This is a genomic window from Burkholderia mycopellens, from assembly GCF_964265025.1.
GTDB lineage: Bacteria > Pseudomonadota > Gammaproteobacteria > Burkholderiales > Burkholderiaceae > Burkholderia.
In genome coordinates this window covers 2,006,515-2,028,986 of the sequence record NZ_OZ183803.1, presented here as the reverse complement: position 1 = coordinate 2,028,986, position 22,472 = coordinate 2,006,515, and the positions used below count along the sequence as shown (strand labels likewise).

Sequence of the window (22,472 nt, the reverse complement as noted above, 5' to 3'; positions counted from 1 at the left end):
CGCCGCCTGGGTGGCGGCGCGCGCGCGCGGCCGGGCCCTGACGACGGAACGACACCGTGCCGCCCATAGACACAGATCATCTCGCCGCCCCCGACGCGATCCCCACGCTTTTCGATACCGGCGCGCAGCCGGACGCCGCCGAACTGGCCGCCGCGCTCGCGGCGCCGGCCGCCGCCGGCCGCTACGACGAACTGCGCGGCAGCGCGGCGGGCCTGAACGCGCCTGCGCTCGCGCCCGCGTGGCGCAGCTTCTTCACGTCGATCGGCAGCGACGGCGTGGCCGACCTCGATCGCCGCGCCGACGCGCTGCACCGGCGCATGCGCGAGAACGGCCTGTTCTATCAACTGCACGAGCAGCGCGCCGGCGACGGCGCGGCCGGCCCGTGGTCGCTCGACCTGCTGCCGCTGATCGTCACGCCCGAGGACTGGATCGCGATCGAGCGCGGCGTGCTGCAGCGCGTGCGATTGCTGAACGCGACGCTGGCCGACCTGTATGGCCCGCAGACGATCCTCGAACGCGGGCTGCTGCCGCCCGCGCTCGTCACCGGGCATCCGGGCTACCTGCGCGCGATGCGCGGTGCACGCGTGCCGGGCGATACCTGGCTGCACGTCGTCGCGTTCGATCTCGCGCGCGGCCCGGACGGGCAGTGGCGGATCGTCGCGCAACACACGCAGGGCGCGGCCGGCCTCGGCTACCTTCTCGAAAACCGGCTGATCGTGTCGCGGCTCTTTCCGAGCGGGTTTCGCGGGCTGCGCGTGCAGCGGCTCGCGTCCGCGTACCGCGCGCTGCTGCAGAGCATGCAGGCGCTCAGCCCGGCCCGCAAGAATTCGCGGATCGTGCTGCTCACACCGGGGCCGCACAGCGCGACGTATTTCGAACACGCCTATCTCGCGCGCTACCTCGGCCTCACGCTCGTCGAGGGCGGCGACCTGACCGCACGCGACAACCGCGTATTCCTGAAGACGCTGCGCGGGCTCGAACCCGTGCACGGCATCCTGCGGCGCGTCGACGACGCGTGGCTCGATCCGCTCGAACTGCGGCCCGATTCGATGCTCGGCGTGCCGGGGCTGCTGCAGGCCGTGCGCGCGGGTAACGTGCTGCTCGCGAATGCGCCGGGCTCGGGCTTCCTCGAATCGCCGGCGATGCTCGGCTTCATGCCGCGTCTGGCGGAAGGGCTGCTCGGCGAAACGCTGACGCTGCCGGCCGTGCATTCGTGGTGGTGCGGTGAGGCGGCCGCGTGCGACGACGCACTCCCGCAGCTCGCGCGCGGTATCGTGAAGGCGTCCTATCCACCCGACGTGCAGGCCGGCGGCCCGTTCGAGCCGGTGATCGGCGCGCGGCTCACCCAGGCGCAACTGGCCGAGTGGCGCGCGCGGATTCTCGCGCGGTCCGAGCACTACACGGTGCAGGCCGACCTGCCGCTGTCGCAGGCGCCGACCTGGCCGGGCCAGGACGCGCTCGACGGCAACGGCGGCGCGCGCATCGTGCCGAAGCCGGTGTTGCTGCGCGTCTTCGCGCTCGCCGACGGCGCGAAGCGCTGGCGGCTCCTGCCGGGCGGGCTGTCGCGGGTCGGTACGCGCGACACGCTGTTCAACGCGCCGATGCCCCGCGGCGGCAGTACCGTCGACACGTGGGTGATGACCGAAGGCATCGTCGATTCGACGACGCTGCTGCAGACGCACCTCGGCCCCGACGACCTCGTCGAGCGCCCGCGCGCGATCGCGAGCCGCGCGGCCGAAAACCTGTTCTGGCTCGGCCGGTATACCGAGCGCGCAACCAACCTGATGCGCCTCGCGCGCGCCGCGCTCGAACGGCTGCGAGGCGAGGACGACGTCGACAGCCCCGCGCACCTGGAACTGCTCGACACGTTGTGCCGCGACACGGGCCTGATCGCGGCCGATGCGCCGAACGCCGTCGATGCGCCGCGTGCGTTCCAGCACACGCTCGCGACGTCGCTGACGCGCGGCACGGATCGCACGTCGGGCATTGCGTCCTGCCTGTTCGGGATGCGTGGCGCGGCCGCCGCGATCCGCGAACGGCTGTCGAGCGATCAGTGGCGCTTGATCGACGACGCGACCCAGCTGTTCGCGGACAGCGCGGGCCAACCGGAAGCCGAGGAGCAGATCGGCAACGAGGCGCTGCAATTGCTGGAGCGTCTCGGGCTGCTGCTCGGCGCGATCACGGGCGCGCAGACCGACAACATGACGCGCGACGACGGCTGGCGGTTGCTGTCGATCGGCCGGCAGATCGACCGGCTGGACTTCCTGTGCAGCGTGCTGAAGGTGGCGTTCGACGAAGGCGCGGTGCACCGGCAGGACGGTTTCGAGCTCGTGCTGGAGCTGTTCGACAGCACGATCACGTTCCGTTCGCGGTTTCAGCGCGGCTTCGACGTTGCGCCGCTGTTGTCGCTCGTCGTGCTCGATACCGACAACCCGCGGTCGCTCGGCTGGGTCGTGCAGGCGCTGCGCGGCCGGCTGACGAAGGTCGAGCGAAGCGAAGGCTATGCGCTGTCCGAGCTGGCCGAGACGATTCCCGATGTCCCCGCGTGGTCGCTGCACGAGCTGTGCGAGACCGCCGAAGGCGGCCGGCACGACAAGCTGCTCGATGCGCTCGACACGACGGTGAAGGCGGTCTGGGAATTGTCGAACCGGATCGGCGAGCGCTATTTCAGCCACGTGCGCGAGGCGGGCAGGACGTTATGGTGACGACGAAAGGCGCGGCTAAAGTGCCGCCGGGCTCCGGCAATGCACGGCAGGCGGCGTCACCGGCCGCACCGGCCGCCGTTGCTCCCGGCCGGTTGCTGCGCGTCACGCACGACACCGAATACCGTTACGCGGCGCGCGTCGAATCGGCGCAGCACCAGGCGCGCCTGCAGCCGCTCGTCACGCCGCGCCAGCAGGTGCTGTCGTTCGCGCTCGACATCGATCCCGCGCCGGAATCGGTCGGGACCGAGGTCGATGCATTCGGCAACGCGCGCGCGTCGTTTGCGTTGAACCAGCCGCACGATGCGCTGCTCGTGCGCAGCCGCAGCACGGTACGCGTGACGCCGCCCGTCTGGTCGCGCGGTGCGCGCGGCGAGCCGCCGCCCGCCATCGCGAATCCCGACGGGAAACGGGCGATGGCGTGGGAAGCCGTGCGCGACCGCTTGCGATTTCGCGCAGGGCAACCCTACGACGCGGCGAGCGAATTCGTGTTTACGTCGCCGCATGTCGCGTGCGATCCCGAACTCGCCGCGTATGCGGCTTCGAGCTTCACGCCGCACCGGCCGCTCGTGCAGGCCGCGTGGGAGCTGATGCGGCGTGTGCATGCCGATTTTGCGTATACGCCGAACAGCACCGACATCACGACGTCGGCGCTCGATGCGCTGCGCTTGCGCAAGGGCGTGTGCCAGGATTTCGCGCACGTGATGATCGGCGCGCTGCGCTCGCTCGGGCTGGCCGCGCGTTACGTGAGCGGCTACCTGCTTACGCAGCCGCCGCCCGGGCAGCCGCGCTTGATCGGCGCCGACGCGTCGCATGCATGGGTCGAGGTGTACGACCCGGCGTGGCCCGAGGACAATGGCTGGCTGCAGCTCGACCCGACCAACGATCGTGCGCCGGGCGACGACTACGTGATGCTGTCGATCGGCCGCGACTATGCGGACGTGACGCCGCTGCGCGGCGTGATTCGCGGCGGTGGCGCGGATCAGGAGCTGAAGGTCGGCGTGACGGTGGAGCCGCTCGACGCGCCGTGACGCATGCCGCGTACCTGCGCGCATGCCGTTTAAGTCTTCGTTAATACTGCACGCCTAGCATGGTCATGCCGGCGAACGGATCGGGCTCGATCCGGGGCGCCGGCGGCACGCGCGGGTGCGTCGACGTCACGGCGCCGCACCGTCGCGCATCGTCATTCCCATGCAACGGCGGCGGATCATGATCAAGACCTTCGACTACACACTCGGCAGCGAGACGATTCCGCTCTGCGCGAGCTTCGGCGCGGGGCCGGCGTGGCGCCGTGTGCTCGTGAGCCGCGCGGATTCGATGGAGACGCTGGTGGTGCTCGACGCACGCGGCCTGTCGGGCTTGCTGAAGGTGGCGACCGAAGCGCCGGAAGGGCTGCTCGACGACGCGATCCGCAAGGTCGGCGACGAGCAGCTCGTCGAGCGGGCGATCAGCGGCAAGGCGATCGTCGAAGCGGCTCTGTGACGACACACGTGGCACACGGGCGGCGCGGCTGACCGGATCGAGGAGTATGCTCTCGGTCCGACCGACTCTTTGACGCATGCCTCATGCTCACGACAGGCGCTGCCATTCCCGCATCCCGCCGCTATACGACGATTCGCGTGATCGCGTATCAAGGCATCCTGCAAAACATCACGTCACTGCTGAAGTTCGTCCCGTTCGTGCTGTTTGTCCAGCACGAACGATCGCTGATTGCGTTTTCGGCGTGGTCGTGGCAGTTCCGGGTGTTGCAGGGCGCATTGTTCGTGTCGGCGATTGCGGGGCTGGTCAGTCACGTCGCACTTGCGTTGCGTCGTCGCTGGGGACGCACGCTCGCGCTGGCGACCTGGGGCATATCGTGTGTCGTGTGGCTCCTGTTATCGACATGGGTCCCGGTGCTCGTCGCGTTGCCGTTCGGCATCGTCGGATTCGCGCTGATGTACAACCGGCTCGGCAACGATTACCTGAGCCTGCGGCAGGTCACGCCGGGTTCGACGGTGCGGCGCTTCGTGTCTTTCGGTCTGCTGGCCGCGGCGTCGGCACTGTATTACTGGGCGATATCGTACGCGGCGGCCCACACCGGCGCTTTCGCCTACATCATTCCGAATATCCGGCCGAAGAACCTGCTGCAGGCGGCGGCCGTCCTGCTGGTTCTGGGCACCGCCATCGCGCCGCGCGGGCGGCGCATGTGGAACTGCGGCATCGCGCTGATGACGGCTGCGATCGCGATGCTGGGCATGCTGGCGGGCTACGTGTCGACCGCGACGCCGCTGGTTCGCCATATGCCGCAGGAATATCAACGCACGGCCGTTGCCATTCCGTGGCAGCCGATCATGGTCTACGTGGCCGTTACGTTCTGTGTTGCGCTGGTGCTGATTCGCGTGACGAAGCCGCCGAAGCGTAGCGACTGGGAGCTGGCGGCGAACCCCGACGCGCCTGCGGATCCGGCGCGCGGGGAAACGAGTTCCTGACGTCGCGCGGCTAGTCCGCGAACCGGTCCGTTGCCGCGATCAGCGCTTCCAGGATCCCCGGCTCGTTGTACGCATGCCCCGCGCCCGGCACGATCTCGAACGTCGCATCCGGCCATGCCTTCGACAAATCCCATGCGGTACGCGCGGGTGTCGCGATGTCATAGCGACCCTGCACGATCACGCCCGGGATGCCGGCCAGGCGATGCGCGTCGCGCAGCAGCTGGCCTTCCTCGACGAAGCCGTGGTTCACGAAGTAGTGATTCTCGATCCGCGCGAACGCGAGTGCGTAGTGGCCGTCCCCGAAGTGTGCGGCGAGTTTGGGGTCGGGCAGCAGCGTGATCGTGCGGCCTTCCCAGATGCTCCACGCGCGCGCGGCTTCGAGCTTCGCGGCTTCGTCGTGGCCGGTCAGCCGGCGATGGTAGGCGGCCATCAGGTCGCCGCGCTCGGCTTCCGGAATCGGTGCAACGAATTCTTCCCACAGATCGGGGAACAGCCACGATGCGCCTTCCTGGTAGTACCACAGCAATTCCGCGCGACGCATCGTGAAGATGCCGCGCACGACCAGCGCGCTCACGCGCTCGGGATGCGTTTCCGCGTACGCGATCGACAGTGCGCTGCCCCACGATCCGCCGAACACGAGCCACTTTTCAGCGCCGACCATCTCGCGCAGGCGCTCGATATCGGCGACCAGGTGCCACGTCGTGTTGTTCTCGAGGCTGGCGTGCGGCGTCGAGCGCCCGCAGCCGCGCTGGTCGAACAGCAGGATGTCGTAGCGCTCCGGATCGAACAGGCGGCGATGGTCGGGGCTGCAGCCGGCGCCGGGGCCGCCGTGCAGGAACACGGCGGGCTTGCCGGCCGGGTTGCCGCAGCGCTCCCAGTAAATGCGGTGGCCGTCGCCGGTGTCGAGATGGCCGTGGGCGTAGGGTTCGATCGGTGGGTACACAGGCAGGCTCCGGGTAAGGGTCGACAGGAGGCGGACGACGCGCGGGCCGGTGTGCGAACGGGGGGCGACGGATATTGCGCCGCCGCAAGAAACGTTGTGTTGGCACCGGGCCGGCCGCCGCCGGACAAGGCTTGTCATTATGCCCATTCGCCGCCCGGGACGCCGGCTCGTTGCGGCGTGCGCGGCCGCCGGTGCGGGCCCGGGGATTTTTGAAGCAATTTCATTCCGATATTTTTCATACAAAATCCCGGCGGCATATCGGCGTGCCGAAGCGGGGCGCCGGTCTGCCGCCCATCCACCGTGCCAACGGAAACCAGCCGATGAACCATCGCGTCACGCAATTGACCGGGTTGCGCGCCGTCGCGGTCGCGATGGTCGTGGTCGGACACGCCGAGCACGTGCTGCCCGGCGGCTATACGGGTTGGTACGCGCCGTTGCGGCTGATCGCCGACGGCCGGCTCGGCGTGCTGATCTTCTTCGTCCTTAGCGGCTTCCTGATCACCAACGTATTGCGCGCCGAGTTCGCGCGCACGGGCGGCATCGCGCTGACGTCGTTCTACGTGCGTCGCGCGCTGCGGATCTGGCCGGCCTGCTACGTGTATCTCGCGGCGGTCGCGATCGTGGCCTTCACCGGCTGGTTCGACGTCGACCGCCGGCAGTGGCTGTATGCGGCGCTGCATCTGTGGAATTACTCGGCGTGGTTCGGGCTGACTGCCGACAACACGCTGCATCCGGACGGTGCGTGGTATCTCGGCCATTTCTGGTCGCTCGCGCTCGAGGAACAGTTCTACTGGTTCTGGCCGCTGCTGTTCGTATACGGGATGCGTCGCGGCGGTACGCGCTGGCTGGCCGCGTTGATCTTGATCGTGCCGCTGGTGCGCGCGGCGACGTATTTCAGTGCGCCCGCGCTGCGCGGGCAGCTCGCGATGATGCTTCACACGGGCGTCGATTCGATTCTGATCGGCTGTTACGCGTCGCTCAACCGCGAACGGCTCGAAGCGTGGATTCGTACCTGGCGTGGCGAGGCGCGCATCGCCACCGCGATCATCCTGATCGTGCTGATCGGCATGCCGCTCGCCGAACATCGGCTCGGCGGGTTCTGGAATGCGACGTACGGCGTGACGCTCGAAGCCGCGCTGATCGCGATCGTGATCGTCGTGCTGAATTTCCGTAGCGAGTTCTGGTGCGCGCGATGGTTGCGTGCCCGGCCGGTTGTGTTCGTCGGCACGATCTCGTTCAGTCTTTATCTTTGGCAGCAGCCGTTTGCAAATCCGGATCTGCAGGTTCCGCATGCGTTTCCGCTCGGCATCGTGTGGGCGTTGCTGGCCGCAACGGCCAGCTATTTCCTCGTCGAGAAGCCGTTCCTGCGGTTGAAGGATCGCTATGCGGCGCGCGAGATGCGGCGTGTGCGTGACGACGCGCGGCGGATGCCGGCGTCGGGCGAGGCGATCGGAGCGAAGGTGGCGGAGTAGGCAGGCGGAGTAGGCGGGCGGGGTGGTGTTACTGCGGCCCGCTTACCGTCATTTGAATCGCTTCTTCGAGGCAGGCGAATACCAGAAGTCCCGGTACATATCGCTCCCGTATGATTTGCCGTCGTATTTGACGACCGTGCGCACGGTGCGTTTCCCCGCGTCCGGTTGTTTATCGTCGTTGCTTTCCGCGTTTTTCACGTGTGCCGTAATCGACAGGTCCGCAAAGCCGTTGTGCGACGTTTTCTCGACAGCAATCGTCATGCGGGCGGACTCGCTGCGCAGGTCGCTGGTATCGGGGCCGCACGCGGTGCCTGTGGTGGCGACCCAGCCATTGAGATTGGTACCAAACACGGGGCGGATGCGAGCGCCGTCGCGAATCCACAGGGTCAGTTCGTTCTCCATGTAGGCATCAGGGCAGCTCGGTCCGTGCGCGGTGCTGCTAAACACGACGCCGAACGCCCGCACATCGGGCGATAGCCGGTACGGCGCTGTATCGATGCGATAGCTGTTCTCGCCGATCTGTATCGCCGCATCCTCTTGGACCACCGACTTTTCGGCCGCCGCGACCTTGCCGCCCTCGACGAGCGCGACGACCTGCAGCTTGCTGCTTTCGTTCGGGTTCTGGCTGTTGGGAAGCGAATCGAACGCGACGGCCGCAATCGTCGTTCCGGGCGCATTCGGCATGACCTTGCACGCCGCCGCGACGACGAGCCGGTTCGTGTCGCGTGAGGCGATGCGGGCGCTTGCGATACCGGCCCAGCGGGCGACGGCGGTGACGGTATCGTCGCCGCAAGGCTGATTGTCGGTCGCGTGAACGGCGGGGGCGGCGACGAGCGCCAGCAGCGGTACGAAGCGGAGGATGCTTGTGGTCACGATGGGAACAGGTTCTTCACGGGTTGTCGTGGATGTTGCTTGCCGACCCGAAGCGTACCTCAGCACGCGGAAAGATCGTCGCAGTGCTTGACCGCCTCTGTACCGCCACCGGCATCGGACCCGCTTCACGGGAGCGACGCGGCCCCGATTTCATTCGGCAAACGCGGACGGACGCGCGCCGAACCTGCAGCCCGTCGCGTCCGTCGCAGATGATGGCGCCGGGGCCGGTGTTCGAGCGTTTCCTTCGGCTCGAAGCCGGATCAAAGTCGACGGAATACCAGGCTGGCGTTGACACCGCCGAAGCCAAAGCCGTTGGAGATCGCATATTCCGTCGATATTCGGCGGGCCGATCCGGCGACAATGTCGATGCCTTCCGCTGCCGGGTCCGGCTGGGTCAGGTTCAGCGTGGGAGGCGCGAGCTGGTCGCGTAGCGCAAGGATGGTGAAAATCGCTTCCACGCCGCCGGCAGCCTCGAGCAAATGTCCTGTCGACGCCTTGGTGGCGGATACGGCAGGACCGCGACCCGTTCCAAATACAGTCTTGATGGCCGCCAGTTCGCTGATGTCGCCGACGGGTGTGGACGTCGCATGGGCGTTCAAATGCCCGATCAGCTCAGGTTCGAGATTCGCCTGCCGGAGGGCGAGTTCCATCGCGCGTCGTCCCCCGGCACCGTCCTCGGGCGGCGACGTCATATGGTATGCATCGGCGCTCGTGCCATAACCGAGTACTTCGGCGATGGGGGTGGCGCCTCGCCGCAGCGCGTGTTCGAGCTCTTCTATGACGAGCATGCCGGCGCCTTCTCCCATGACGAAGCCGTCTCGCCCGGCATCGAACGGGCGGGATGCCCGCGCCGGATGATCGTTGAAGCCCGTGGACAGGGTTCTTGCCGCGGCGAATGACCCCAGGCTGACGCGATCGATGCAGGCCTCCGCGCCGCCGCACACGGCAATGTCGGCTTCGCCCGCCCGGATCAGGCGTGCTGCGTCGCCAATTGCCTGGGCGCTGGCGGCACAGGCCGTAACCGGTGCGCCCAGGGGGCCGCGAAGGCCGTGGCGGATGGAGATGTGGCCAGCGGCCATGTTGGCCAGGAAGCTGGGTACGGTGAAGGGAGACAGCCGTCTTGGCCCGCGGTCGTCAGTGATCCTGACGGCCTCTGCAATGGCACCGAACCCGCCCACGCCGGACGCTACGATGGTTGCGGTTCTTTCGCGAGCGCTTTCGGTTTCAGGTCGCCACCCGGATTGATGCAAGGCCTCTTGCGCGGCGCCCAGCGCAAACAGGCTGAACCGGTCCATCTTCTTCTGGTCCTTGGGTTCCGCCGCGAGAGAAGGATCGAATCCCCATGGACAGTCAGGCGTCTGCATGGGCACGACGCCACCGACCTTCGACGCAATGCCGTCCGTGACATCGCCGGGCAAGCCGACCACGCCCGAATGACCCTTCAGGAGGCGGCTCCATACGGATTCGACTCCGCATCCCAATGGCGAAACCATACCCATGCCAGTCACGACAATGCGTCTCGTATTCAAACGGTGCTCCTCTTTTGACTGATGAAGACAGGCCGCCGGAAATTGGCGCAATGCGCCATCCGACACCTCTCACGAAGTTCAGAAATCACGAAGATAGCGCGTCAGTATAGGGATGGGGCGGGTTGGGAATTCGCACATCGCGCCAATTAATATGCAAAGTGCGCCATAATGATCCAATCATGAATCTGTCCCGCCAACGTCCTCTCACTGTGTCGGCGCACTTCCTGCACGGGATGTTGCGTGCCGTTCGCACGCGTCACGGAGAAGACGCGACGGCACAGGTCCTCGCGAGCGCCGCCATCCCGCTGTCTCTTCTCAATCAACCCGATGCACGCATCACTCGGCAGCAGTACGTCGCGTTGTATCGGACGGTCGCGGCGTCGCTCGATGACGAGATGCTGGGGCTATGGTCCAGGCCGATCAGGGGCGGCACGTTGAAGTACCTGATGCTCAGCCTGCTGGACGCGCCAACGGTATTGGTCGCGTTCAATCGTTTTGTTCGTTTCTGGAATTTGCTGCTGGATGACTACCGGTTGCAGATCTCGACGAAGAACGAGCGGGTGCGGCTGGCGCTGGTGGAGCGCACGCCTGGCACGCAGGTTACGCCCCTCGGACATGAGTTGATGATGAAGCTGGCTCACGGTATAGCGTCCTGGCTTCTGGGCAGGGAGCTTGCGCTGCAACGGGTCGAGTTCAGTTTCGCCAGGCCCAGGTACGTGGAAGACTATGCATTCCTGTTTCCCGGGGCGGTGCAGTTCGATGCCGGGATGACGAGCATCCATTTCTCGTACCAGGATTGCGCCGAGCCGTTCAAACGCGAAAAGCACGAACTATGGGCGTTCCTTAACGCCGCTCCTGGAGCCTGGACCTTCAGCGTGTTTCATCACGGTTCGATTGTTGCCAAAACACGTGAGCATCTCGAACGGAATATCGCGCAGCCGCTGACGATACAGGCGCTCGCGCAGGCGTTGCATACGTCTGTACGCACGCTCAATCGTAGATTTGCGGAAGAAGGCACCCATTTCCAGCAGGTGAAAGACGGGCTGCGACGGGATATCGCGGTCGATCGCCTGACAAACTCGAACACCAGTGTGGCAGTGCTGGCATTTGATCTTGGTTTTTCCGACGCCACCGGTTTTTGTCGTGCGTTCAAACACTGGACCGGAAGTAGTCCTACGGATTATCGCAAGGATACGCGTCGAGATGAGTGATGAGAAGGCGTCGGGACTCGACAGCGCGTGTCGCATGGCCGGCGATGGCCGAACGCCGACAACCGGGGCCCGTGTTTTCGAGAAGGCCGCGAAGAATAAAAAAGGCCCTTGCGGGCCTTTCTTCGACAACGGAAGGGGCGGGCGAACGCTTACCGCGTCAGTGCCGTGAACTCCTCCAGCAACCGATCGACGTCAGCCGCCTGGATCGCGCCCATCGTCGAGATGCGGAACAGCTCCTTCGACAACCCGCCTTGCCCCGCGTAGATCACGAAGCCACGCGCCTTCAGCCCGTCGTGCAGCGTCTCGTACGTCACACCTTGCGGCAACCGGTACGCACGCAACACAACCGACGATTCACCTTCCGGCAGTACCAGCGGCATCCCGCGCGCAGCCAGCCCGGCTTGCGCCTGATCAGCCAGCGCCTTGTAATGCGCATGCCGCGCACGCCAGCCACCGGCCTCGTCAAACTCTCGCAGCGCCTCGACAAGCGCGTAATAGGCATGCACGGACGGCGTAAACGGCGTGTTCCGCTGATCCTGCAGCTTCGCGAGACGGCCGAGGTCGAGGTAATACGTGCGGCTTGCCGCCTTCGCGAGCGCGCTGCGACGCACGATCACGAACGCTGCACCCGGCACGCCGTGCAGGCACTTGTTCGCGGTGGCAGCAACCGCATCGATATCGCCGCCAGCAAAATCGATCGCTTCCGCGCCGAAGCTGCTCACACCATCGACGAGCATTTTCACGCCGCGCGAGCGGCAGACTTCCGCGATCGCGCCGAGATCGTTCAAGCGACCCGTCGTCGTTTCATGATGAATCACCGCAACATGCGAGTACCCACCCGCATCGAGTCGTGCACCGATCTGCGCGAGATCGGGCGCCTGCATCCACTCATGCTTCAGCACGTCATGCGCGATGCCATATTGCGTCGCGATCTGCGTAATCCGCTCGCCATACACGCCGTTCTCGATCACGAGCAGCTTGCCGTCCTTCGGCACGAGCGCCGCGATCATGCTCTCGACGGCAGCCGTACCCGAACCGGTCATCAGCACCGCCGTCCACTCGGCCGGATCAAGCTCGTACGCGGCGACGAGACGCGCCCGCGCCTCATCCTGCAGATCGAAGAATTCGCTTTCGCGATGGCACAGGTCGGGTTGCAGCAGGCTGCGGCGCACGCGTTCGGTGAGCGTGACCGGGCCGGGGTTCAGCAGCAGCATCAATGGGCTCCTTCAACGTGGGCTTCGGTCTGCGCGGCGCCGATGTGCCGCATCAGACGAGTCTTGACCTCGACCGGCGTCACGGTCGGGCGGGGCAGGCCGTCGGGCACGCCGGTACGGATCGCGAGACGAACGAACTGCACTCCATCGCCCGGCGCCGCCAGCGTCGCATCGAGCACGTCGAGCGTGTCGCCTTCGACCGCCGACGCGTAACCGCATGCGGCCGCGACGCCCGCGAACGACACATGCTGCGACACCGTTGCCTGGCCGCCCGTCGATTCGTGCGCGCCGTTGTCGAGCAGCACGTGCGTCAGGTTCGCCGGGCCGTAGGTGCCGAACGTCGCGAACACGCCCATGCGCATCAGTGCGGCGCCGTCGCCGTCGATCGCGACGACACGCAGGTCGGGGCGCGCGAGCGCGAGGCCGAGCGCGAGCGGCGTCACGCAGCCCATCGAGCCGACCATGTACAGCTGGTTCGGGCGATCGTCGATCGCGTAGAGTTCGCGGCCGCAGAAGCCGGTCGATGCGAGCACGACCGTCGAATCGACCGGCGTGTGCGCGATCACGCGCTGCAGCGCGTCCTGGCGGGTCGGCCAGGCGTCGGCCGACGCGGCGCGCGACGACGCTTGCGCCGCGACATGCGCGCGCGGCTTCGCCGCCGGGCTCGCTTTCAGTTCATACGGCGCGACGCTGCCTTTCTGCATCACGAGCGCGTACGGGCGGCCCGTCGCGTCCATGTGCGCGATCGCGCGGTCGAGTGCCGGGCCGACCTGTTCCGGGTCGGTCGGGAACGTCTCCCACGGAATCTCCATCGTGTCGAGCATCGCCGGCGTGATCGGGCCCATCAGCGCGTGCTGCGGCTCGTCGGCCACGCCCGGCTGGCCGCGCCACGTGACGATCAGCAACTGCGGCAGGCGGAACGTCCACGTGAGCGACGTGAGCGGGCTCACCGCGTTGCCGAGCCCCGAGTTCTGCATCATCGCGATGCCGCGCTTGCCGCCGAGCGTCGCGCCCGCGATCAGCGCGACCGCGTCGCCTTCGTTCGCGGCCGACACGTAATTCAGCGTCGGGTCCTGCAGCACGTAATTGATGAACGGCGTCAGGTACGAGCAGGGCACGCCCGCGTACCAGTCGAAACCGCGCGCGCGCGCGGCCTCGACGAACTGGGCCGCTTCGATCATTGCGCGCCCCCGTTGGCGGTGCCCGGTTCGGACAGCGGCGTCTGGCCGTGCGCGAAGTCGCCCGCGCGGCGGAAGTCCTCGAGATCGTTGACGCCGCGCCAGTGGCCATGCACGTACTGCACCTCGATCTTCTCGCCGGCGGCGATCAGTTCGTTGAGCAGCGTGGGGATGTCGAGCGTGTCGAAATCGTCGCGCGCCTGCAGCGTCGCGAGCGTCGCCTTCAGGCGGTCGACACCGGCGCCGCGCACGTTCAGCAGGCCGATCCAGCGGCCGTGCGGCGTGCCTGCGGCGACGTCGCTCGACACACGCTGCAGATAGGTTTTCTGGCCGAACAGGCCGCGATCGTCCTCGGCCGTGCAGAGTGCGAAATCGCGCACGCTCTGGTTGGTCGGCTCGGTCAGCGACGAATCGACCACCACGCTGAACTCGGCCTCGCTCTCCGCGAGGTCGCGCAGGATGTAGCTGCGGAACAGCAGGTCGCCGTACGAGATCACGGTGTCGCCGGTCAGGCGTTCGGCCGCGCATGCGAGCGACGCGAGTTCGCCCGTCTGCGCGTGGCGTTCGTTGACGACGAGCTTGATGCCCGACGTGTCGATCGCGTCGGCACGATAGCCGCCGACCACGGTGATGTCGTTCACGCCGTGTTTCTTCAAGCCGTCGACGAGCCAGCGCAGCAGCGGCTTGCCGGCGACCGGCAGCATGACCTTGGGTTTGTCTTCGGTCACGGCTTCGAGGCCCTTGCCGCGGCTCGCGGCGAGCACGATCGCCGCATTCGACGCGCGCGACGACGACGACAGGTAGATGCGCTCGGCCGCCGAGTATTCGTCGGCGTCCTGCAGGCGGAAGATCTCGTTGACCGATGCGACGCGGTCTTCGACGTTGATCAGCGTTTCGTTCTCGTGGATTTCGCGTGCGGTCGCCTGCATCGCGGATGCCGATGCGCGGATCAGGTGGTTCGCCCAGATCACGGTGCTGATGCCGGCCTGACGGAATACGTCGGTCGGCGTGCTGTAGTACTTGGTCGGCACGATCACGAGCGGCGCCTTGCCGCTCCATTCGCGCGCGAACTGCAGGATCTCGTCCGGGCGCGACAGCTTGCTGTGGATCAGGATCGCGTCGGCTCCGGCTTCCGCGTACGCGTTCGCGCGGCGCAGCGCCTCGTCCATCCCCCAGCCCGCGATCAGCGCTTCGACGCGCGCGACGATCGAGAAGTCGGGATCGGTCTGCGAATCCTTGCCGGCCTTGATCTTGCCGCAGAACTCGTCGATCTCGGCGAGCGGCTGGCGTTCGCCGTCGATGAAGCTGTTCGTCTTCGGAAACTGCTTGTCCTCGATGCAGACGCCCGCGATGCCGCGCTGCTCGAGCTTCTTCACGAGGCGGCGCACGTTGTTGAAGTTGCCGTAGCCGGTGTCGCCGTCGAGCAGGATCGGCAGGTCGCTCGCGTCGGCCATGAATTCCAGCACGTCGACGACCTGGGTCCAGCTGGCTTCGTTGTTGTCGCGCACGCCGAATTGCGCGGAAATCGCGAGGCCCGACGCCCAGATGCCCTTGAAGCCGGCTTCGCGGACGATCCGTGCGGACAGGCCGTTGTGCGCTTCCATCAGGAATTCGAGGTCGCTGCTGACGAGCATGCGACGCAGGCGCGCGCTGCGCGATTCGGTGAAATTGGGTTCGCGTGCGTTCATCGTGCGACTCCTGCAGTGGTGCGTTGAATCAGGGGGAGGATTTCTTGCGTGGCGCGAGCGACGTCGTTCGGGAAGTCGATCTCGATCCACGGCGAGCCGGTGACGTCGGCGACGTCGAACGAATGACCGCCTTCGAGCAGCAGGTCGCGCACGGCTTCCTCGTGCGGCATGTTCGCGCGGCCGCTGTCGACGTAGCCCGCGACGATCGCCGCGAGGCGGCGCGCGGTGCCTTCGGTGAAGCGGAAGAAGCCGACCGATTCGCCGATCGTGTCGTAGTCGAGGTCGACCGCGAGCTGCTTGCGCAGTTCGACCGGCACGCCGTTCTTCAGGCACAGCTTGACGGGTTCGTCGCCGGCCTCGAAGTCGCGGTCGATCAGCAGGCGGTCGACCGCCTTGTCGGCATCGGCCACCAGCGCGTGCAGGATGTTCTCGTCATACAGCACGTCGGCGTCCATCAGCAGGACGTCGCCGCCGCGCGTCATCGCATCGGCGACGGTATGCACGGTCAGCACGCTGCCGAGGTCGTAGCGCTCGTTGATCACGATCTCGGCCTGGCGGCCGAGGCGCTTCAATTCCTGCTCGACCTTCCCGGACTGGAAGCCCAGCCCGAGCACGATCTCGTCGACGCCTGCGGCGTCGAGCACGCGCAGATGGCGCTCGAGCAGCGAAACGTCGTCGAAGCGCAGCAGGCACTTCGGGAACTGCGCCTCGGGCGGTTGTTGCAGGCGCAAGCCGAGGCCTGCCGCAAGAATGATGGCTCGCATGGGTTCTCCAACCAAAAAGCCGGCGGATCTGAACGATCAGTCGGCGAGCGGCTGCGGCGCACGGCGCCGCTGCCAGTTTCTTTCACTGAAATGCAGATAGAGCAGGCCGGGCAGGCCGAGCGCGAGTTCGCGCGCGCGCTTCGCAAGCGACAGCGCGAGCGCCGCGTCGGGCGGCAGTCCGACCAGCGGCGCGAGGAGCAGGTAGCCGCCTTCCTGCGCGCCGAGCGAGCCCGGGATCGCGAAGGCCGCGCCGCGAATGGCCTGGCCGACGCTCTCGAGCAGCAGCGCGTCGAGCCAGCTCACCGGGTGCCCGAGGAAGTGCAGCGCGAGCCACACTTCCGCGGTGCCGACGATCCAGCCGACGAGACTCAATGCGAACGTCTTCGCGACCTTCGCACGATCGCGGTACAGCGTGCCGACCGCATCGTCGATCGCGTCGGCGCGGGTGGCCAGCGACGACCAGTCGCGCGGGCCGAGCAGCTTCGACGCGAGGCGCAGGCCGCGGCCGAACAGCCCGCGCCGCTGCGCCACGTAGAACAGCGCGGCGAGGGTGCCGAGCACGCCGGTGGCGATCAGCGCGGGCGTGCGCAGGTGCGCGACCGATTCGTGCGTCGCATACAGGCTGAACGCGGCGATGCCGATCAGTGCGAACGCCATCTGCGCGAGCGCCTGCATCGTCGTGCTGACGGTGACGGCCGCCGCCGCGTCGGCCATCCGCGTGCCGCGCTGCGCGAGGTGGCGCACCATCAGCACGGGGCCGCCGATCTGCCCGGCGGGCAGCAGGCTGTTCACCGATTCGCCGACCCAGCGCGCGCGCAGCGCGTTGCCGAGCTCGGCGCCCGGCTGGCCGGGGCGGAACATCACCGACACCGCCATCGCATCGATCACGAGCGGCACGACGTGGAACGCCGCGACGAGCGCGAGCCCCCAACCGGCCGCGAGGAACGTGGACGCGACCGCGCCGACGCCCTGCCATGCAAGGAGTGCAACGAAGAGTGCGGTCCCGAGGGACAGCAGGATGAGCCCGGCGCGTGTCATGACCCGGTCGTGCGTCGCGTCGCCAGTTGCTTGAACACCTGGCGGAAACCGAAATACGCGATCGCGTCCTTCATGTTCGAGATGAAGCGCTTCCACGGCCGCATGCCGGGGTTCGTCACGTATTCGAAGGTGAGCGACACGCGCATCTCGTTCTGGCCGAGCGGCGTGATGCGGTGGCGCAGCTTGTCGCCGTCGAACAGCACGATGCCGCCGTCGGCGATCTGGACGGAGCCCGGTTCGTCGGCCACGTCCGGATTGCGCGTGTGCAGTTCGTAGTCGAGCCGGCACGACGATTCGTCGATCACGCCGATCAGCAACGTGTAGCGGCGGCCGTCGTAGTACGACGTGTCGTAGTGCCAGCCGATGTGGTCGCCGGGCTTCGTGTAGTAATACAGTGCGTATGCGTGCGGATCGTCGTCCGGCGACAGCATCAGCTTGTCGCCCGTGACTTTCTCGAGGAAGGCGATGAGCGCCTTCGAGCGATACAGTTCGGCGATGTACGGGGCCTGCTCGTCGATCGTATGGCGGCTCACGCTGCCGCCCTGCTTGTGGCCGGGCAGGTAATTGCGGTTCAGGCCGGCCTGCATCGCGCGGGCGGCATCGGCCAGCTTCGCGTGCGCGTCGGCCGGCAGGAATGCGTCGAGGTACAGGAACGAGCCCTGGCGCGTGTAGTCGCCGCGCAGGCGCTCGAGGTCGAGGCGGCCGACGCAGTCGGCCACGGTGCGATCGGGATCGGCTACGGCCGCGCGCACGGGCGCGGGGCGTGCCAGGCTCAGCACGGAGTCGTCGCGCGTGCTAGTCATTTGGAAGCCTGGATTTCGGTTGGATTCTGAGCAACGTTGCCGCGCCGGACGATGCGCCACCAGTCGATCACGACCCAGGCGGCGAACAGCGGGGCGCCGATCGACGCCGCGAGCAGGAACGGCTCGACGCCGTCGAACAGCGTCACGAGCGGCAGCAGGTAAAGCACGTCTTCGGTTTCGAAGCCGCCGGCGAATGCCTGCTTGGTGCCGGCCTTGCCGGCGAACGATTCGATCCGCATGCGCAGGAAGAAGATCAGCGCGACGGCCGCGCCGGCCACCGCACCGAGCAGTACCGGCGACGCGGCCATCTGGCCGCCCTGGGCGACGATGCCGATGCCCATGCTGACGAACAGCGCGACCGTGACGAGCGCGTCTGCCGCGAGGTCATAAAAATGACCGATCTTGCTCGACTTGCCGCTGATGCGTGCGAGTTCGCCATCGGTGTGGTCGACGAAGTTCGACAGCACGATCAGGAACGCGCCTGCATTGCTCCAGCCGAAGCCGCCGTGCGCGAGGCACCAGGCGCCGGCGAGGCCGATCAGCAGACGGACGGTAGTGAGGTGATTCGGGGTGACGGGCGTGTCGACCAGCGGCCGGACAAGCGAGCGCGCGAGCCGCGCATCCCAGGTGCGTGGCAGGGGCGGTTCGGAACGTGTAGCGGTTTTTCTTTGGTCCATCGGCGAAATATATACGGAATTGTAATTTGTTGCTTTTTATTCGATCAATGTCCTGACATGAGGGAGTGTTACCGCGTCTTGCGGCGATAGGCCGGCCGAAAAGCGCGTACGCGAAAGGGCGGCCGAACGGGGCTGCGGGTTTCGTATTCCAGTGTGGTTCGCGCCGCGCGGCTGTCAAGGACGGACGGGCCTCGGAGGCCGGTGCGGCGGTGCCTTTCGCGTGTCCCGATGCGCGTCGCGCGGCACGTGCGAGCTTGACGTGCGTCAGGCCGGGACAATCCGCATCGGGTGACAATTGGCCGCGCCGGACGGATGTCGGTCATTGCCGGTCGACGGGCGATAAATTGCGGTGGAAATCCGTCGATTAATGCACGCAGGTTGGCGATCGGCGGCCGGACTTTCTGCCCGATGCTTTCGCGCACCTTTCGTGTGCATCCGGTTCAAACGGCGCGCCTGTCACAGAACGGTCGTTCGATACCCGGCAAATCCGGCAAGGATCTTTTTCATTTGGCGGACATTTCGCGGCGATCGCCTCTGCGATACTCCGATCGTGCCTGTGGTGCCGGCCGCCCCTCGCGGCCCCAAGGGCTTCATGTCGCTCAGGAGACACCCCCCGCGACGTCAACGACAGACCCAAGCGTCAGAAACCAGCCATGTCTTCATCACGCATCCTCGCTCCCGCCCTGCGTTCGCTCGTCCGCACCGCCGACGAAGCCGCCGCGCTGATCCGTCCCGGCATGACCGTCGCCATGAGCGGCTTCACGGGCTCGGGCTATCCGAAGGCCGTACCGGCCGCGCTTGCCGCCCACATCGACGCGGCGCACGCGCGCGGCGAGGACTTCCGGATCAACGTGCTGACGGGCGCGTCGACCGCGCCGGAACTCGACGGCGCGCTCGCCCGGACCAACGGCATCTCGATGCGCCTGCCGTACCAGTCGGACCCGACGTTGCGCGACAAGATCAACGGCGGCGAAGTCGACTACCAGGACGTCCACCTGAGCCACGTCGCGCAGTACGCATGGTTCGGGCTGTACGGCGATCTCGATGTCGCGATCGTCGAAGTCGCGGGCATCCGTGAGGACGGGCTGCTGATTCCGTCCGCGTCGATCGGCAACAACAAGACCTGGCTCGAACGCGCGAAGCACGTGATTCTCGAGGTCAACGCGCGCCAGCCGCTCGGCCTCGACGGGATGCACGACGTCTATTACGGCACCGCGCTGCCGCCGCACCGCAAGCCGATTCCGCTGACGAAGAGCGACGACCGGATCGGCGAGCCGTACCTGCGTTGCCCGGCCGACAAGGTCGTCGCGATCGTCGAGACCGACGCGCCGGATCGCAGCAATGCGTTTTCCGCGCCGGACGCGACGTCGAAGCAGATCGCGCTGCAGCTGATCGACTTCCTGCGCCATGAAGTGAAGCGCGGCCGCCTGCCGGAAAACCTGCTGCCGCTGCAGTCGGGCGTCGGCAACATCACGAACGCGGTGCTCGCGGAGCTCAGCTCGGCCGGCTTCTCGAACCTGACCGCGTACACCGAGGTGATCCAGGACGGCATGCTCGACCTGCTCCAGGACGGCACGTTGAGCTTCGCGTCGGCCACCGCGCTGTCGCTGAGCCCGGCCGCCGTGCAGCGCTTCGCCGACGAAATCGCGACGTTCCGCGAGAAGATCGTGCTGCGCCCGCAGGAGATCAGCAACCATCCGGAACTCGTGCGCCGGCTCGGCTGCATCGCGATGAACGGGATGATCGAGGCCGACATCTACGGCAACGTGAACTCGACGCACGTGATGGGCACGAAGATCCAGAACGGCATCGGAGGCTCGGGCGATTTCGCGCGCAACGGCTACCTGTCGTGCTTCATGTCGGCGAGTACCGCGAAGGGCGGGGCGATCTCGCGGATCGTGCCGATGGCGAGCCACGTCGACCATACCGAGCACGATGTCGCGGTGGTCGTCACCGAGCAGGGCCTCGCGGACCTGCGCGGCCTGTCGCCGAAGCAGCGTGCACGCAAGGTCATCGCGAGCTGTGCGCATCCCGATTACCGGCCGATGCTCGAGGACTACTTCGAGCGCGCGTCGCGCGAAAGCTTCGGCAAGCACACGCCGCATCTGCTCGCCGAGGCGCTGTCGTGGCACGAGCGCTACGTGCGAACGGGCACGATGAAGGCCTGACGCACGCGCGGCGCTCCGCGTTCCGGATGCGGGGCGGGGAGCCCGCCGGCCGAGCGGAAGGCGCCGCCCGCATCGGCGCGTCAATCCATCGCCGCGTGCGCGACATCCACGCTCGCCGCTTTCCGCGGCGGGCGGATCAGCAGCAACAGCGGGATCATCAGCAGCGTCGCGACGAACATCAGCTTGAAGTCGTTCAGGTAAGCGATCATCGACGCCTGCTGGTTGATCGTGCGGTCGAGCAGCGCGAGGTCGAGGCGGCTGCCGGCCATTGCCTGCACGGCCGGGTTGAACAGCGTGATGTGGGTCGCGAGGTCGGCATGCGCGACCTGCGTGTTGCGCGTCATCAGCGTCTGCACGATCGAGATGCCGATACTGCTGCCGATGTTGCGCATCAGGCTGTAGGTGGCCGTGCCGTCCGCGCGCAGCTCGGGCGGCAGCGTCGAGAACGACAGCGCGCTCAGCGGCACGAACACGAGCCCCAGCCCGAAGCCCTGCACCACGCCGGGCCACACGATGTCCGCTTCGGACAGCACGACCGTGTACTGCATCATCTGCCATAGCGCGAGCGCGGAAATCGACAGCCCCGCGAGCAGCAGCATGCGCGCATCCACGTATTTCAACAGCCTTCCGACGAACAGCATCGCGATCATCGTGCCGGCGCCGCTTGGCGCGGTGACGAGGCCCGTCGTCGCGACCGGGTAGCCCATCAGGTTCTGCAGCATCGGCGGCAGCAGCGCGCGTGTCGCGTACAGCACCGCGCCGACCACGAAGATGAACAGCGTACCCGTCGCGAAGTTCGGGTCGCGCAGCAATTCCGACTTGAAGAACGACGCCTTGCCGACGGTTGCCGTATGCACGAGGAAGAACGCGAAGCCGAGTGCCGCGACGAGCGCCTCGATGCGGATCTCGTACGAGCCGAACCAGTCGAGCTGTTCGCCGCGGTCGAGCATCGCCTGGAACGCGCCGATCGCGAGCGCGAGCGTTGCGAAGCCGAACGCGTCGAACTTCACGTGCGGGCGCGGCGCGCGCGCGGGCAGGAAGGTCATCACGCCGGCGAGCGCGAACGCGCCGATCGGCACGTTGATGAAGAACACCCAGCGCCAGTTGTAGCTGTCGGTGAGCCAGCCGCCGAGCGTCGGGCCGAGGATCGGGCCGACCATCACGCCCATCCCCCAGATCGCCATTGCCTGGCCTTGTTTCTCGCGCGGATTGATGTCGAGCAGGATCGATTGCGACAGCGGCACCAGCGCGGCGCCGAACACGCCCTGCAGCAGACGCGCGCCGACGATCTGCACGAGCGTCTCGGCGAGCCCGCACAACGCCGAGGCCACCGTGAAGCCCGCGATCGACACGATCAGCAGCCGTTTTACGCTGAGCCGGTCGGACAGCCAGCCGGTGAGCGGTGTCGCGATCGCCGCGGCGACGATATAGGAGGTCAGCACCCACGTGATCTCGTCCTGAGACGCGGACAACGTGCCCTGCATGTGCGGCAGCGCGACGTTCGCGATCGTGCTGTCGAGGGTCTGGATCAGCGTGGCGAGCATGATCGACAGGGTCAGCATCGGCCGGTTCAGGGCGGGCGAGGCGGGGGCGTCGGCGGCGGGGTTCAAGCGGGTGTCTCCGTGGGGCGGTCGCCGTGGGCGGCGATCCGGTATCGCTGGATTTATAAGCACGCTTATTATATATCCGCTTATTGCCGGGCCGCGAGCCGCGGGCCGTTCCAGGCTTGACCCTATAATCGCCG

General features: G+C 67.0%; 18 protein-coding genes. 7 read left to right on the top strand and 11 right to left on the bottom strand.

The window, feature by feature from the left end; all coding sequences use genetic code 11:
• The first annotated feature begins 56 nt into the window (after window positions 1-56).
• From ACPTTC_RS27335 to ACPTTC_RS27320, 4 genes are all read left to right on the top strand, one after another.
• Window positions 57-2,705 carry a circularly permuted type 2 ATP-grasp protein gene (locus ACPTTC_RS27335; RefSeq protein ID WP_423394711.1) on the top strand — a complete coding sequence of 883 codons (2,649 nt, stop codon included), beginning with the start codon at window positions 57-59 and terminating at the stop codon, window positions 2,703-2,705.
• Window positions 2,699-3,733, top strand: a complete 1,035-nt coding sequence (locus tag ACPTTC_RS27330) for a transglutaminase family protein (protein WP_423394710.1) — start codon at window positions 2,699-2,701, stop codon at window positions 3,731-3,733. The genes ACPTTC_RS27335 and ACPTTC_RS27330 overlap by 7 nt, the downstream gene beginning before the upstream one ends.
• A 178-nt stretch (window positions 3,734-3,911) precedes the next feature.
• Window positions 3,912-4,184, top strand: a complete 273-nt coding sequence (locus ACPTTC_RS27325; RefSeq protein ID WP_069259665.1) for a hypothetical protein — start codon at window positions 3,912-3,914, stop codon at window positions 4,182-4,184.
• Between the two features lie 83 nt (window positions 4,185-4,267).
• Entirely contained in the window at window positions 4,268-5,170 is a 903-nt protein-coding gene (locus ACPTTC_RS27320; RefSeq protein WP_423394709.1) for a hypothetical protein, read from the top strand.
• Window positions 5,171-5,180: 10 nt separating this feature from the next.
• Here ACPTTC_RS27320 and pip read toward each other — a convergent pair whose 3' ends face one another.
• Window positions 5,181-6,113 carry a prolyl aminopeptidase gene (gene pip, locus ACPTTC_RS27315; protein ID WP_423394708.1) on the bottom strand — a complete coding sequence of 311 codons (933 nt, stop codon included), beginning with the start codon at window positions 6,111-6,113 and terminating at the stop codon, window positions 5,181-5,183.
• 320 nt (window positions 6,114-6,433) lie between these two features.
• On the opposite strand from pip, the gene ACPTTC_RS27310 reads away from it, so the two are divergent.
• A complete protein-coding gene (locus ACPTTC_RS27310; protein WP_423394707.1) occupies window positions 6,434-7,585 on the top strand; it encodes an acyltransferase family protein in 1,152 nt (383 codons plus the stop codon).
• A gap of 48 nt (window positions 7,586-7,633) precedes the next feature.
• On the opposite strand, the gene ACPTTC_RS27305 is transcribed toward ACPTTC_RS27310, so the two are convergent.
• Both ACPTTC_RS27305 and fabF read right to left on the bottom strand, forming a co-directional pair.
• Window positions 7,634-8,458, bottom strand: a complete 825-nt coding sequence (locus ACPTTC_RS27305; RefSeq protein ID WP_423394706.1) for a multidrug ABC transporter ATPase — start codon at window positions 8,456-8,458, stop codon at window positions 7,634-7,636.
• Window positions 8,459-8,718: 260 nt separating this feature from the next.
• On the bottom strand, window positions 8,719-9,987 hold the full coding sequence (gene fabF / locus ACPTTC_RS27300; RefSeq protein WP_423394705.1) for a beta-ketoacyl-ACP synthase II: 1,269 nt from the start codon (window positions 9,985-9,987) through the stop codon (window positions 8,719-8,721).
• A gap of 179 nt (window positions 9,988-10,166) precedes the next feature.
• On the opposite strand from fabF, the gene ACPTTC_RS27295 reads away from it, so the two are divergent.
• Window positions 10,167-11,198 carry an AraC family transcriptional regulator ligand-binding domain-containing protein gene (locus tag ACPTTC_RS27295; protein WP_423394704.1) on the top strand — a complete coding sequence of 344 codons (1,032 nt, stop codon included), beginning with the start codon at window positions 10,167-10,169 and terminating at the stop codon, window positions 11,196-11,198.
• 149 nt (window positions 11,199-11,347) lie between these two features.
• Here ACPTTC_RS27295 and ACPTTC_RS27290 read toward each other — a convergent pair whose 3' ends face one another.
• From ACPTTC_RS27290 to ACPTTC_RS27260, 7 genes are read right to left on the bottom strand one after another with little or no spacing between them, the layout of a single operon-like run.
• Window positions 11,348-12,412, bottom strand: a complete 1,065-nt coding sequence (locus ACPTTC_RS27290) for a 2-aminoethylphosphonate aminotransferase (protein WP_423394703.1) — start codon at window positions 12,410-12,412, stop codon at window positions 11,348-11,350.
• Window positions 12,412-13,593, bottom strand: coding sequence for a phosphonopyruvate decarboxylase (gene aepY / locus ACPTTC_RS27285; protein ID WP_423394702.1), 1,182 nt, complete (start codon window positions 13,591-13,593; stop codon window positions 12,412-12,414). Before aepY ends, ACPTTC_RS27290 begins: the two co-directional genes overlap by 1 nt.
• Window positions 13,590-15,278, bottom strand: coding sequence for a phosphoenolpyruvate mutase (aepX, locus tag ACPTTC_RS27280; RefSeq protein ID WP_423394701.1), 1,689 nt, complete (start codon window positions 15,276-15,278; stop codon window positions 13,590-13,592). The genes aepY and aepX overlap by 4 nt, the downstream gene beginning before the upstream one ends.
• Window positions 15,275-16,042: an NTP transferase domain-containing protein gene (locus ACPTTC_RS27275; protein WP_423394700.1), complete on the bottom strand. Its 768-nt coding sequence runs from the start codon at window positions 16,040-16,042 to the stop codon at window positions 15,275-15,277. Before ACPTTC_RS27275 ends, aepX begins: the two co-directional genes overlap by 4 nt.
• A 36-nt stretch (window positions 16,043-16,078) precedes the next feature.
• Window positions 16,079-17,080, bottom strand: coding sequence for an HpnL family protein (locus ACPTTC_RS27270; RefSeq protein WP_423394699.1), 1,002 nt, complete (start codon window positions 17,078-17,080; stop codon window positions 16,079-16,081).
• Window positions 17,077-17,883, bottom strand: coding sequence for a HalD/BesD family halogenase (locus tag ACPTTC_RS27265; RefSeq protein ID WP_423394698.1), 807 nt, complete (start codon window positions 17,881-17,883; stop codon window positions 17,077-17,079). Before ACPTTC_RS27265 ends, ACPTTC_RS27270 begins: the two co-directional genes overlap by 4 nt.
• Window positions 17,880-18,560 carry a CDP-alcohol phosphatidyltransferase family protein gene (locus ACPTTC_RS27260; RefSeq protein ID WP_423394697.1) on the bottom strand — a complete coding sequence of 227 codons (681 nt, stop codon included), beginning with the start codon at window positions 18,558-18,560 and terminating at the stop codon, window positions 17,880-17,882. The genes ACPTTC_RS27265 and ACPTTC_RS27260 overlap by 4 nt, the downstream gene beginning before the upstream one ends.
• A 653-nt stretch (window positions 18,561-19,213) precedes the next feature.
• Between ACPTTC_RS27260 and ACPTTC_RS27255 the strand changes: the two genes are divergently transcribed.
• Window positions 19,214-20,728, top strand: coding sequence for an acetyl-CoA hydrolase/transferase family protein (locus tag ACPTTC_RS27255; RefSeq protein ID WP_423394696.1), 1,515 nt, complete (start codon window positions 19,214-19,216; stop codon window positions 20,726-20,728).
• A gap of 80 nt (window positions 20,729-20,808) precedes the next feature.
• Here the strand turns inward: ACPTTC_RS27255 and ACPTTC_RS27250 are convergent, their stop codons facing one another.
• Window positions 20,809-22,338, bottom strand: a complete 1,530-nt coding sequence (locus ACPTTC_RS27250) for a DHA2 family efflux MFS transporter permease subunit (protein ID WP_423394695.1) — start codon at window positions 22,336-22,338, stop codon at window positions 20,809-20,811.
• Window positions 22,339-22,472 lie beyond the last annotated feature (134 nt).

Bases quoted from the DNA above. Each gene is read 5' to 3' on its own strand.
- ACPTTC_RS27310 (WP_423394707.1), top strand. From the start codon at position 6,434: ATGAACCATCGCGTCACGCAATTGACCGGGTTGCGCGCCGTCGCGGTC.
- ACPTTC_RS27290 (WP_423394703.1), bottom strand. From the start codon at position 12,412: ATGCTGCTGCTGAACCCCGGCCCGGTCACGCTCACCGAACGCGTGCGC.
- ACPTTC_RS27295 (WP_423394704.1), top strand. From the start codon at position 10,167: ATGAATCTGTCCCGCCAACGTCCTCTCACTGTGTCGGCGCACTTCCTG.
- ACPTTC_RS27270 (WP_423394699.1), bottom strand. From the start codon at position 17,080: ATGACACGCGCCGGGCTCATCCTGCTGTCCCTCGGGACCGCACTCTTC.
- ACPTTC_RS27275 (WP_423394700.1), bottom strand. From the start codon at position 16,042: ATGCGAGCCATCATTCTTGCGGCAGGCCTCGGCTTGCGCCTGCAACAA.
- aepX (WP_423394701.1), bottom strand. From the start codon at position 15,278: ATGAACGCACGCGAACCCAATTTCACCGAATCGCGCAGCGCGCGCCTG.
- ACPTTC_RS27320 (WP_423394709.1), top strand. From the start codon at position 4,268: ATGCTCACGACAGGCGCTGCCATTCCCGCATCCCGCCGCTATACGACG.
- ACPTTC_RS27265 (WP_423394698.1), bottom strand. From the start codon at position 17,883: ATGACTAGCACGCGCGACGACTCCGTGCTGAGCCTGGCACGCCCCGCG.
- ACPTTC_RS27255 (WP_423394696.1), top strand. From the start codon at position 19,214: ATGTCTTCATCACGCATCCTCGCTCCCGCCCTGCGTTCGCTCGTCCGC.
- ACPTTC_RS27330 (WP_423394710.1), top strand. From the start codon at position 2,699: ATGGTGACGACGAAAGGCGCGGCTAAAGTGCCGCCGGGCTCCGGCAAT.
- ACPTTC_RS27260 (WP_423394697.1), bottom strand. From the start codon at position 18,560: ATGGACCAAAGAAAAACCGCTACACGTTCCGAACCGCCCCTGCCACGC.
- ACPTTC_RS27325 (WP_069259665.1), top strand. From the start codon at position 3,912: ATGATCAAGACCTTCGACTACACACTCGGCAGCGAGACGATTCCGCTC.
- aepY (WP_423394702.1), bottom strand. From the start codon at position 13,593: ATGATCGAAGCGGCCCAGTTCGTCGAGGCCGCGCGCGCGCGCGGTTTC.